Here is a 13,100-nt window from a genome sequence, read left to right as displayed (position 1 = left end):
AACGCACTTATGGAACTGAGATATATAACCTGTACGCATAAACGATTCATTAAACCGCTGGCGATGGCCATGCTGACCATGGGCCTGCTCACGCTGAGCAGCTGCCGTAAATACCTGGAACAGGTGCCCGACAGCACCTGGACAGACCTCAGCACACCCGCCAAGGTTTCCAAGCTGCTGGGCACCGCTTATCCGCAGTCTTCCTACATCACCATGTGCGAAGCCATGTCTGATAACGTGGCCGACAAAGGTGCCGGCGTGATCAGCCGTCCTAACCAGGACGCCTATATGTTCAAGGATATACAATCTATTGAACAGGATTCCCCAGAGGCTTACTGGACGGCCTGTTACAAAGCCATTTCTGCTGCCAATCAGGCGCTGGAAGCCTGCAGTAAAGCTGCCGATCCGAAGGAGTACACGGCCCAGCGCGGAGAAGCACTGGTAGCCAGAGCCTACGCCCACTTTATGCTGGTGAATATTTTTTCAGAGATGTATGATGAAGCCACAGCAGCTGCTGCACCAGGTATTCCTTACGTGACCGTACCGGAAACAGTAGTCATCAAACAATATGAACGCAAGACAGTAGCCTATGTGTACGATATGATAGAGAAAGACCTGCTGGAAGGGCTGCCACTGATCAGCGATGAGGGCTACAGCGTGCCACGTTATCATTTTAACCGCAGCGCCGCTTACGCCTTTGCCACCCGCTTTTATCTCTTCAAAAAAGATTATGCCAAAGTAGTGGAATTTGCTGATCAGGCTTTTGCTAGCAATGACATTGCCAGCAACATGCGTGGCTGGAATGCTAATTACAGCAGCATGTCACCGGACCAGCTCTTCGACCTGTATGCCAATGCCAAGGAGAACGCCAACCTGCTGCTCGTGGAAACACAGTCCCTTTATGGTCGTTATGTTGGGCAGTATCGTTATGACCTCGACTATGCACATGAAGTACAGATCCTGGGATATAATGTGACTGGCGGCCGCTGGGCTTATCCGATATACTACAGGGGCTCACAGGATTACTTCGTGCCCAAGCTCACGGAATACTTCGTGAAATCCTCTGTCAACGCTACTATCGGAGAACCTTATGTGATGGTGCCATTGTTTACCACGGAAGAAGTACTGTTTAACCGTGCAGAAGCCAATACACACCTGGGAAAAACAGCTGCTGCGCTGAAAGACCTGAACCTCTTTGCCAGCAAACGTATACGCAACTATAATCCGGCTGCACATACCATTACCACGGCTTCTATCCGCAGTTTCTACGGCATCACCGGTGAAAAGGACGGCCTGATACATACCATCCTGGATTTCAAACGCGCAGAATATCTGCAGGAAGGGATGCGCTGGTTTGATCTGCAACGCTATAAAATGACCGTGGTGCACACCACCCGGGAAGGGGAGGTGCTGGAACTGAAAGCCGGCGATAAACGCTGTGTGTTCCAGATACCGCAGTCTGCCACCTCTTCCGGCATCGAATTAAACCCGAGATAATATTATTCGAAATATCAAAATCGCTGTATATGAAAGTTTTTTTGCTCGCTATGTCTCTTTTTCTGCTCGTGTCCTGCAGCAAGAAAGATGATCTGGGTAAGGTAGAAGATATCCCTGGTCTGGGCGGCGATACCTGGGCGAAAGGCCCGTTGGACCGGTGGTTGTACGATACCCTTACCATTCCTTACAACATCGCCGTAAAATATAAATGGGACCAGTTTGAATTTGAACTGAATAAAACGTTGGTGCCTCCCCGTGAGGAAAAGGTGATCCCGGTAATGAGCGCCATTAAGAAGGTATGGATGAACACTTACATCGCAGAAGCCGGTGATCTGTTCTTCCGCCGTTACTGTCCCAAATTCTTTATCCTCAGCGGAAGTGCCAGCTGGAACGAAAACGGCACCATCACACTGGGTACCGCCGAAGGTGGCCGCAAAGTGGTGCTTTACCTCGTCAATGATTTTATGACCAAAGACATGCCTGGTTATAAACCCTCCGATTCTGCCAATGTAAAACAGATGTTCCATGTCATAGAACACGAATTCGGGCATATCCTTCACCAGACCGTGATGTATCCGGTAGAGTTCAAACGGGTGACTGCCGGACTTTATACGGCCAACTGGAATAACATCAGTGATATGGCTGCTCATCAGGATGGTTATGTAACGCCTTATGCCATGTCAGGATATGATGATGATTTTGTGGAGATGATATCCACGATGCTGGTGGAAGGAAGGGCCGGGTTTGACAAAATTGTAAATAGCATTCCTCCCGGATTCAGTATCAACGGTACTTCCCAGGCAGAAGCCATCGCCCGCCTCCGAAAAAAGGAATCCATTGTGGTGAGCTATTTCCAGACCGTATGGCACATCGATTTTTATAGCCTGCAGTCCCGCACCAGGAAAGAAATCAATAAGCTTTTGTATTAAAACTGTCACACCGGCAACATTGAAAAATATTGGTATGAGAAAAAAACTTTTGTACTTACTGTTGGTCCTTACCGGAATGTATGCCTGTAAGAAAGAAACAGATCCGCTGTTCGACAAATCTCCTGATGAACGGATCAATGATACGATCCAGCGTTATCAGAGTATACTGACCCAGTCGCCCTATGGCTGGAAAGCCCTGGTATATCCGGGGGGTACACCTAAATCAGTGTACAGTTTTTATTTCCGCTTTAACGATTCCAACCGGGTACAGATGTTCAGCGATTTTGACCCGTCCTCCACAGCTACCATGAAGGAAAGCAGCTGGCGCCTTAAAGCCCTGCAGCAGCCAAGTCTGCTGTTTGATACCTATTCCTATCTCCATGTACTCTGTGATCCGGACGCTGGCCAAAATGGCGGCGACTATGGAAAAGGTCTGGGATCTGATTTTGAATTTGCTATCAATGGCATGGCAGGCGACACCCTGCTGCTCACTGGCCGCTTCAACAGAAGTAAGGCTGTATTGGTAAAAGCTACTCAACAGGATCAGAACGATTATTATCAGCATCGTATCAACCGTAACATCGACAGTGTTAGCAGGATACTGACCTATTTCCGCAGACTGACGACCAGTACAGGCAGATATGATGTGGAAGTGAATCCGCTCACACACCGGATCACTTTTACCTGGGTGAGCAACGGACAGGTAAAACAGATGACTACCGGTTACTACTACACGCCGCGCGGTATCGCGCTCTCTCCTGCATTTACAGATGGCTCCACCACTATCAGCAACTTCGATAATCTCATCTGGGATGGTGCTGCTGTAAAAGGCGCCATCAACGGGCAGCCAGCCAGTATCACTGAGATAGTGCGCCCTGTTGCTATAGACGGTGCAGCACCCAAACGCTGGTATCAGTATGCAGTCAACCAACGCCGTTACTGGGTTACGGAAACAGGCTTCCATGTAAATGGTGTAGACGATGCCTTCGGCATACGCACATTGCCCGGTTTTATCTCCGCTACCTACTGGCCTGAAGCTGCTTCTGGTGTCGATGCTTTCGGAATTATTGTTCCGGAAGAGGGGCAGCCCACACTCAGCTACGGCATGGTATACAGTGCGCCCTCGTTTACCAATGATGGCCGTATCATTTTCAAAGACCTGGGACTTTTTGGTGATATGCCGGCAAACAATACGCCAGTGACCAAAAGCCGCGCCCTGATGGCAGACCCGAATGGGTACTTCCTGGTACAGACCAGTGATAATACCTATGATATGGTCAGCGCCAAAGACGGGAAATCGTGGATCTCCTGGGTGTTCTGATAACCTTGTTAAACCCCTCTGAAAAATCAGCAAATAGTTTTTTATATGAGAAATTATACGCTTTCGTTTATTCACAAAACCTCCGTCATGTTGGTTTTGCTGCTGATGCTAGCCTTCCGGCTGTCAGCACAAACCGACGTCGCCATCGGCAATGATCCGACAGGGAACACCGATACCGGATATCCCTGTCCGTTGCAGGATTATTATGAAGGTAACAGGGCACAGTACCTGTTTAAAGCTTCAGAACTGACGGCCGCCGGCATGGGGCCGGGATTTATCTCCGGTATCAAGTTTCTGGTTAAAAACCTGAATGGTACCGATCTGATCGAACAGTATGGCATCAGTATTGGCACTACGACTGTCAGTACCCTCGATGACGCCAGCTGGGTACCAGGAGCTACTATCGTAAGGGCTCCTGCAGATTATGCCCCTGTGGTGGGCGTTAATACCTTCCCATTCAGCAGCAATTTTTTCTGGAATGGAACGGATAACATCATCGTAGAGGTTTGTAGTGGCTCGCCTAACAGCACCACCGGCACCTTCTACTCCAATAACCCTGAAGTTCCGTTTACAACCAGCCTTTCGTTCAATGCTTCCCATACCTACCGGGCGGATAATGAAGACAACCTGTGCGGTACTACCAGTACCACCAACAATGGTTCCATGACCACCCGACCCAATATTGTATTTACCTGGGTACCTGCTGCTGCCTGTACCGGCACACCCACAGCAGGTACTGCAGCTACAGATGTTAGCAGCGTTTGCCTGAATTCCACGTTTAATCTCAAACTCAATGGCGCAACTGTTGCGTCCGGACTTACCTATCAGTGGCAGCAGTCAGCTGACAATGCCACCTGGACCAACATCACAGGAGCCACCAACAGCCAGTATGCCGGCACACAATCAGCCAGCACCTGGTATCGTTGTGTGGTGACCTGTACGGCCAGCACCCAGAGCGCTACCTCTACCAGCGTAAATGTAACATCACCATCGCTGGTAGCCGGTACTTTCTTTATTAACAAAGGGTTGCCCACAGGGGGTAACAACTTTGCTTCTTTCAATGATGCCTATAACTATCTCAAATGCGGTATCAATGGGGCGGTAACATTCAATGTGGTAGCCGGCTCCGGCCCCTACAACGAACAGCTCACCATGAAAGCAGTACCCGGCGCCTCCGCTACCAATACCATTACCTTTAACGGTAACGGTGATACGCTGACATTCAACGGTACCTCTTCTAACAGAGGAGTGATTCAGCTGGATGATGCTGACTATATCACTTTTAATAACCTGGTGATAAAAGCCAAAGGTAGTGGCAGCTCCGGTTATGGATGGGGCGTATTCCTCACCAACGATGCCGATTATAATACCATCAGCAACTGTACCATCCTGGTGGATTCTGTTTCCACCAGCAGCAGTAACTACGCCGGTATCGTGATCAGCAGTTCCTATACTTCTCCCACTATTTCCGGTGATGCCAAATGCGATTTCAACACATTCAACAACAATAAAATCGTAGGTGGTTATTACGGTATTACCATGACTGGCAGCAGTACGCTGGCCAATGGTAACAACCGGATCACCAACAACACCATTACCGAATTCTATTACGCTGGTGTCAATGTCAGCGGATCATTTAACACGTTAATTGAGAATAATATCATCAGCAGGCCGGCCCGTTCTACGGTGTCTACCTTCTATGGCATTTATTTCTCCAGCCTCAACACAAAGGCCAATATCACCCGCAACAGGATCACCAATCCTTTCGGCGGATCTCCCAACAGTACCAGTACCAGTTATGGTATCTATTTCTCCAGTGCCAAAGCATTTACGCAACTGGAAAACGTAGTGTCCAACAACCTGATGTACAACTTTACCGGTAAAGGTGATGCCTATGGTATCTACAACTCCGGTTCTGACAACGTATGGTACTATCATAATACCATTGCGCTGGATGGTACTTCCACCAGCTCGACCACTTATACCGCCAGAGGTTTTTATCAGACTACCAAGGCAGATGGTATCGAATTCCTCAATAACATCATTGCGGTAACCCGCGGTGGTGGCGGCAACAAGTATGCTGTGTATTTCAACGCCACTACCAGTACCATTCATGCCAACAATAATATCTATTTTATGTCGGCACCGGGTGGCACCAGCTATACCGGTAACTTTACTACCAATCGCAGCACATTGCTCGATTGGCAGACTGCTTCATCGCAGGATACTGTGTCGCTGGCTTCTAATCCGTTGTTTGCCGCGCCCGCTTCCGGTAATTATCAGCCAACCAGTGCGTCTGTTGACAACAAAGGATTCCCGGTGGGTATCACTGTTGATATCAACAATAATACCCGCAGCACTACCACACCAGATATCGGTGCCTATGAGTTCACACCGGGCCCCTGTATTACACCGCCACTGGCCGGTGACGCTACAGTAGGTGCTACTCCCGTATGTGCAACCCGCAAAGTGGCATTGAGTCTGATCAACAACAGCATCGGGCTGGGACAAACCTATCAATGGCAAAGTGCTACCACGGCCGCTGGTCCTTATACAGCGGTAGGCAATCCGCTTACCAACCCGGATACGGTTATCACGGCAACGACTACACTGTATTACCGTGTGGCTGTCACCTGTAGTGGTAATACGGCTTATAGCACACCGGTACTGCTGACCGTAAATCCTGCTTTCCCGGGTGGTACCTATACCATCAACAAGGGGGCACCAGCCGGCGCCAATAACTTTGTCAGCTTTAACGCTGCCAAGGCAGCCATGGAATGCGGCATCGCCGGTGCGGTGGTGTTTAACGTAGTGCCAGGCTCCGGTCCTTACAAAGAACAGCTGATACTGGATTCCATTTCCGGTATGTCATCTGTTAATACCATCACCTTTAACGGTAACGGTGATACGATCCGCTTTGCTGCTACAGATGATAATGAAAGGGCTGTTATCAAACTGCGTGCGGCCGACTACGTTACCTTCGATAGCCTGGTGATAGACGCCAGAGGCGGTAGTAATGGTTATGGCGTGCATATCCTCAATAATGCCGACAACAATACCATCAGCCGTTGCCGCATAATGGTAGATACTGTTTCTTCCGGCTCCGGACTGGCAGGTATCGTGATCAACGGTGGTGATGGCAGCATCAGCACCAGCACCAATAACCTTTGCGACAGCAACGTGGTGCGTGGCAATAATATCCTGGGTGGTTATTATGGTGTGGTGATTTATGGCGCCAATGCGGCTCCACCTACCAATAACCGGATTGAAAACAATACCATCCGTGAATTCTATTCATATGGTATCTCGCTGTCTAACACCGCTAACACAGTGGTAGATCACAACGATATCTTCCGCCAGAACCGTATCAACATATCTTATTCCAACTACGGTATCAGTGTGAGCAGCAAGGGAGATGGTGTGGTACTCAACGGTAACCGCATTCATGGCCTGTTTAACGCTACGCAGGGAACAACCAACACCTTCTATGGTATTGAGTTCACCAGCGCAAGTGGTACAGCGGCCAGTCCTGCCAGGATTATCAATAACCTCATTTATGATATCCGTGGTGCAGGTACACAACGTGCCTTCTATAACTACAACAGCAGCTTTACACTGTATTACCACAATACCGTAGCGCTGAATGATAGCCAGAATACAGCCAACGCTGAAACAACCGGCTTGTATCAGTCCAGTTCTCCATCCGGTATCCTTTTCTATAATAATATTCTGGATATCAGCCGTGCCGGTGGTGGCAATAGAACAGGTCTGTCTATTACCAGCGGTACTGACTTCAAGTCTGATTACAATGATATATTTGTTAAGAGTGCCCGGAATACCGCCTATACCGGTAATAACGGCACCAACTATGTAACCCTCGCCAACTGGCGTGCAGGGGCTAAGCTCGACAGTAATTCCCTGGCAGTGCCACCTGTGTATGCAGATCCGGCCAGCGGTAATTTTGCCCCTGTTATTTCTCCGCTTGACAACAGTGGCAAACCTGTGGGTGTAACAACAGACATCCTGAACATTACGAGGAGCACTACTACGCCTGATATTGGTGCTTATGAAATCAACATACCGGAATGTACTTCTCCGCCGGTGGCAGGTGCAGCTACAGTAGTTCCTACTACACCTGTTTGTATGGGTGATGCCATTAAGCTGGACCTCACTGGTAACAGTAAAGGCGGTCATCAGACCTATCAGTGGCAGGCAGCTACCAGCCTGACCGGCACATGGAAAAATGTAAGCGACACCCAATATGTCAGCCTGTTTAATACCGTGGCCGGAGTAGAGAAATACTTCCGTTGCGCGGTGGTGTGCAGTAACAGAGATACCGTGTACTCCACACCTGTGGCTGTTAACCTGAACGATCCGTTGTTGTCCGGTTTTTATACCATCAACCCGGCATTGCCCACCAGTACTACCAACTTCCAGTCATTTGCCAGTGTGGTATCCAAACTGGAATGTGGTATCGCAGGTCCTGTGTGGTTCCTCGCCGCCAACGGTACCTATAATGAACAGCTGACCATGCGTAAAGTTCCCGGATCTTCTGCTGTTAACAGGGTGACCTTCAGCAGCGCTTCTGGTAATGCAGCCGATGTAACCATTGCCTACAGCGGTACATCAGCGCTCAACTATATACTGAAACTGGATAGTGTTAGTTATGTGACCTGGAAAAACATCACTTTCAAACCTACCGGTACTACTTATACCAGAGCGATTGAATTTGCGAAGAAAGCATCCTGGGATAGTATACAAAACTGCTCCATCACCTTGCCGGTAGTTACTTCTACCAGCACCAACAGTACCGGCATCTATGCCAACGGCTGTATCGGTGAAGGCAACGTGATTGTTGGTAATACCATCACCCAAGGTGGTAATGGCGTTTACTGGAGTAATAGTTATGACCTCGTTTCTCCGGGTGTAACCATAGATAGTAATACCATCAACCGCACTTACAGCTATGGTGTTTATACTTATTATGTAGACAAAGTGCTGGCCCGCAAAAATACCATCAATCTGAGCGGTACGCTGGCTTCTACTGCCTATGGTATTTATGCCGAAGAACTTGATTCTCTGGTTAGCATCGTACGCAATAAGATCAACGGCAGCAATACTGCTTCCAAAATATATGGTGTGTATCTCTATTATTGCCAGCCACCTGCAGGATCTATGAGTACCGTTAATGGTAATGAGATCTATGCACGTACCGGTAATACAGGAGAGTTGAGAGGTCTTACCCTCAGTTCCACCAACCGTATCGATGTGGTGAACAACGTGGTAAGTATTCGTACTACCGCTACCAATTCGTATGGTATTTACAGTGAGTATGGTAATAACCTCAATTATCTGAACAACAGTGTGCTGAACAATTCTACCAGCACCAGCAACAACTATGCGGCTTATTTCTCGCATAGTTATTCTTCCGCTTCACCGGTGAAGGTGCGTAACAACATCTTCGCGGCTGATACCGGCAGGGCCATGTATATCGCCAACCCGAATTATATCAACAGCGATTACAATACACTGTACACTACCGGCTCTGTGCTGGTGCGTCAGAACACACCTGCCGCCAATTATGGTACCCTGGCGGCTTACCGTACCGGCAGCGGACTGGATGTTTATTCCATCGTGTACAAACCGGCTTTTGTTAGTCCTGATGATCTGCATCCGCAGATTACCGATCCGGAAGTATGGGCTATCCATGGCCGTGGTGTACAGGTCCCCAATAACAACAAAGATCTGAATGGTGATCCAAGGCCTGTGACCCTGCAGGAAGGTGTGCCGGATATGGGTGCTTATGAGTTCCTGCCCACTTCTGTGCCACCGGCATTGCCTGCCTTCCCGGCAGCACCGGCTCCTGGCGTTACCCAGACATTTATGTTTGGTACCGATACCGTTACCAAAATCACCTGGAACAATGCCACACTGCCGTCTAACATGACCGTAAGGCGCTACTCCGGTGTGAAACCACCGAATATCGCCCCTGGTACCGACTTCATGTATTTCTATACTGATGTGGACGTAACACCGTCCAGTGGTGTGTACAACTTCAATATCCAGCAGTTCTATCTCGATCCATGGCAAGGTTATATCAAACGACAGAAAGATATCCGACTGGCAAGAACCGACAGCACAGACAAATGGATCGTTGATTCACTGAGTTTAGTCAATACCTCCACTAAGGTCATTACAGACAGTACCCTGCATTACTTCGATAAATTCACCGGCCTGAATGGAGGCTCCAACGCGCCGCAATTATTGCAGCCTGCAGACAGCTCCAACAGAGGTACCCGCTTCTGGGTAGGTTATGGCCACCATCAGTTCTTTACCGGCGATAACAGCCAGCAGATGGTACTGTACCTGAATGCGAAGGATTCATCCAATGTGACTGTGAAGATCAATGGTACTACCTGGGAACGTACTTATCATATCCCGGCCAATACCACCATTACAACCGAAACAATGCCTAAAATAGGCATGAACGATGCCCGTCTGCTGGACGAAGGATGGTCCGACAGAGGTATCAGTATAGAAAGTGATGTGCCCATTGTTGCCTATGCACATATCTATGGCAGTGCTGCATCCGGTGCTACCATGTTGTTGCCGGTGGGTACCTACGCTTACGACTATTATGCGATCTCGTCCCGTCAGAACTATAGTACAGATACCTATTCCTGGTTCTATGTGATGGCAGAATATGACAACACAACCGTGGAAATCACGCCTAGCGTGCCTACCCTGGGTGGCAGACCTGCCAAACAGACCTTTACCGTGACGTTGAACAGGGGAGAAGTATATCAGGTTTTAGGTGCCTTAAAAGATGGTTCAGAAGGATATGACATCACCGGAAGCCATGTTAAGTCAATCGTTAACAGCGATGGTAAATGTTATCCGATGGCGGTGTTCTCCGGCAGCAGCCGTACAGGCATTGGATGTGGCGGCAGCACAGGAAGCTCCGGTGACAACCATATACAACAGAACTTCCCTTCACAGGCCTGGGGTAAAAAATACCTGACAGCGCCTACTTCAAACGGTAGTGGTGCCAACTCACTGATGACCAACATATACCGCATCATGGTGAAAGACCCGACCACAGACGTAAAACTGAATGGTACTTCACTGTTGCCGGTGAATCTGATTGACAACCGGTACTATCAGTACGAAAGTAATACGGCTGATTATGTCGAAGCAAATCAACCAGTGATGGTTGCGCAGTATATGTCTTCCAGTGGAAACTGTCCTAATACCAGTGGAGATGGTGATCCTGAAATGATTTACCTCAGCCCGCTGGAACAGGGCATCAAAGCGGTAGGTCTTTACCGCACCAACCTGGAATCTATCCGTACCAACTATTTAACCCTCATCATACCAACAGGAGGATTGAGTTCTTTACTGATCGACGGTAGTACTATCTATGATTACACCTATCCTCACCCTAACCTGAACGGTTATACGGTAGTGGTGAAGAGGTGGATGGCTGCGCCTGCACAATGTAATGTGTCCGCTGATTCTGCCTTTACAGCCATTACCTATGGCCTCGGCAGTGTGGAAAGCTACGGTTACAATGCCGGAACATTGGTGAAGAACCTCAATATCCTGCCAGGCTTCAGCAACGTGCTGAATCCAACCAGCGGCAGCAACAACACTTATACCTGCGTGAAAACGCCGTTCCGCTTCTCCATGCTGATACCGGTGAAACCCACCGCTATTACCTGGAAACTCAGCGAGGTGAAAAACCTGGCTCCTGCGGTAGACGTGCTGCAAAACAATCCGGTGCCGGTAGATTCTATCGTTGCCAACGAAAGGAAGTACTACCGTTATGTATTGCCGGATGATTATGTGTTCTCTGTACCAGGTACCTACAACGTGCCTATCCGCATCTCACATCCGGATATAGAAAGCTGCAGCAATAGTTTCGAAGCTGTTCTGCCTATTAAGGTGATACCAGCTCCGGTGGTGGATTTCACTACTACCTATTCCGGTTGCGTAGGCGATGTGGCGCAGTTTGTGGGCAATGCTACTACCAGCAACAACGTTGCTATCAGCAAGTGGACCTGGAACTTCGGTGACGCTACGAATGGTTACCGTAAAGACACCACCAAAACCTTCAGTACACCGGGCATCTACAAAGTGAAACTCAATATCGTGGCGGCCGAAGGTTGTATCGGTGATACTACCAAAGAGGTGGAAGTGTACGCACCTGGTGTAGCGGTACTGGTGAAGGATTCTATGACCGTGTGCAGTGGTTCTGATGTATCACTGGCCGTAAAAGATCCGGAAGCCGGCGTACTGTACAACTGGTACGATGCACAAACTGGTGGCAATCTGCTGCATACCGGTAATACCTATACGATTACAGCGATTGGTGCAAGCGCCAACTATTATCTCGAAGCCATCAACCATGGCTGTCCGGGTGCTGCGCGTGCCAAAGCTATTGTGCATGTGTTACCGTTGCTGACTACACCAGTGGTGAAAGTCGATACGATCGGTGTAAATCTGATCCGCTTCAAATGGGCCGCTGTGCCTAATGCTACGGGTTATGAAGTATCACTGGATGGTGGCCTCAACTGGACGCTGCCGTCTTCGGGAAGAGAAGGGCTGGAACACCTGGTGTCTGGCCTGCAGCCTAACCAGACAGTGAAGCTGATCGTGAAAGTAAAAGGTTGCGAAGAAAAGATATCAGATCCGGCAGAAGGTAAAACATTGCCAGACGGTATCTACATCCCGAATGCATTCACACCTAACAATGATGCGAAGAATGATGTGCTGAAAGTATACGGTTACATCATCAGCAAAATACACATAGCCATTTTTGATCAGTGGGGTGAGAAGGTGTTTGAGTCCAATAGCCAGGAAACAGGCTGGGACGGCACCTACAAAGGTAAGGCGATGCCTTCCGGTGTGTACATCTATGTATGTCACCTTGTACTGAAAGATGGAACCAGTGTGGAAAAGAAAGGTGTAGTGAACCTGATCCGATAACCGCAAATGATCTGTGATGAAGAAGTATTTGCTTGCTTTCATAATAACAGCTGCGTTGCTGCATGGGCGTAAGGCCCATGCAGCAGCCCACAGCTGCCGCCAGGGAATAGACAGCCTGTTGAACAGTGCAAGGTCTATTGCCGCTTTCCCTAATCCGGTTACAGCCTCGCTGCATGTGCAATCCGTGAAAACGATGCGGGAGCTGGTGATTTATGCCCTGGACGGCAGGCAGGTAAGGAAGATACACACACCGGGCAAACATAACCTGGTAGAGGTATCCGGACTGGAACAAGGTCCTTATCTGCTGAAGGCCATATTTGAAGATGGGACAAGAACGTCAAAGATGATCATCAAACAATAATCAT

5 protein-coding genes are annotated in these 13,100 nt (G+C 48.8%); all 5 read left to right on the top strand.

The window, feature by feature from the left end; translation table 11 throughout:
• The first annotated feature begins 9 nt into the window (after positions 1-9).
• Genes KD145_RS13940 through KD145_RS13920 form a run of 5 tightly spaced genes read left to right on the top strand, consistent with a single transcriptional unit; the run spans position 10 to position 13,096 of the window.
• Positions 10-1,497, top strand: a complete 1,488-nt coding sequence (locus KD145_RS13940; protein WP_249219834.1) for a RagB/SusD family nutrient uptake outer membrane protein — start codon at positions 10-12, stop codon at positions 1,495-1,497.
• Positions 1,498-1,526: 29 nt separating this feature from the next.
• Complete coding sequence (locus KD145_RS13935; RefSeq protein ID WP_212006462.1) at positions 1,527-2,426, top strand: putative zinc-binding metallopeptidase; 900 nt, start codon at positions 1,527-1,529, stop codon at positions 2,424-2,426.
• Positions 2,427-2,460: 34 nt separating this feature from the next.
• Positions 2,461-3,747, top strand: a complete 1,287-nt coding sequence (locus tag KD145_RS13930; RefSeq protein WP_212006461.1) for a DUF4302 domain-containing protein — start codon at positions 2,461-2,463, stop codon at positions 3,745-3,747.
• 45 nt (positions 3,748-3,792) lie between these two features.
• Positions 3,793-12,735 (top strand): gliding motility-associated C-terminal domain-containing protein, encoded by an 8,943-nt coding sequence (locus KD145_RS13925; RefSeq protein WP_212006460.1) that lies wholly within the window; start codon positions 3,793-3,795, stop codon positions 12,733-12,735.
• 16 nt (positions 12,736-12,751) lie between these two features.
• A complete protein-coding gene (locus tag KD145_RS13920) occupies positions 12,752-13,096 on the top strand; it encodes a T9SS type A sorting domain-containing protein (protein ID WP_212006459.1) in 345 nt (114 codons plus the stop codon).
• The last annotated feature ends 4 nt before the right edge of the window (positions 13,097-13,100 follow it).

The sequence above is a fragment of the Chitinophaga sp. HK235 genome (assembly GCF_018255755.1).
In the GTDB taxonomy this organism is placed as follows: domain Bacteria; phylum Bacteroidota; class Bacteroidia; order Chitinophagales; family Chitinophagaceae; genus Chitinophaga.
The sequence above is the reverse complement of the archived record's forward strand: the minus strand, read 5'-3'. Positions and strand labels throughout refer to the sequence as shown.